Annotated in this window: 1 protein-coding gene; it reads right to left on the bottom strand. The window is 48.8% G+C overall.

What is annotated here, in order from left to right; translation table 11 throughout:
• Nucleotides 1-584 (bottom strand): PDZ domain-containing protein (locus R8O11_RS29695; RefSeq protein WP_318195188.1); only part of this gene is annotated, 584 nt, incomplete at both ends.

The following is a 584-nucleotide window of genomic DNA, read 5'->3' on the forward strand; positions in this document are numbered from 1 at the left end:
ATTGACGCCAATAATGATGTCACCTTGTTTTAGCTGGTATTGCGCGGCTGGTGAATTCTCTGCAACACTGGAGACTTTTACCCCTTGGATGGCATCACTTGGTGTAGTGTTACTTAACTCTGCTCCTTTTAGGCCTTCATGCAACGTTTCCGCTTTGGCTTTCATGTTGGTGGACTCGCCAAGAGTCACGTCAAACGACTTGCTCTTACCATCACGAATAACGCCTAGCGTGATCTTCTTACCCGCTCCTAATGTGGCGACTTTAGCGCGCAACTCAGAGAAAGTGTCGATTGACTTACCGTTAACTGATACAACCACATCACCGGCTTTTAGACCCGCTTTGTCCGCTGCGCTATCGGGCACGACTTGGCTGATGAATGCCCCTTTACTTGACTCGTAACCCAGTGCTTCTGCCAGCTCAGAGGTCACTTCACCACCTTGAACGCCCAACATGCCACGTTTTACTTCACCAAATTCTAAAATCTGCTCAGTGAGGTTTCTCATCATGTTCGATGGGATCGCAAAACCAATCCCGACGTTGCCGCCATTTGGTCCCAAAATGGCGGTGTTAATACCGATCAGCT

This window comes from Vibrio sp. 1288, from assembly GCF_033344475.1.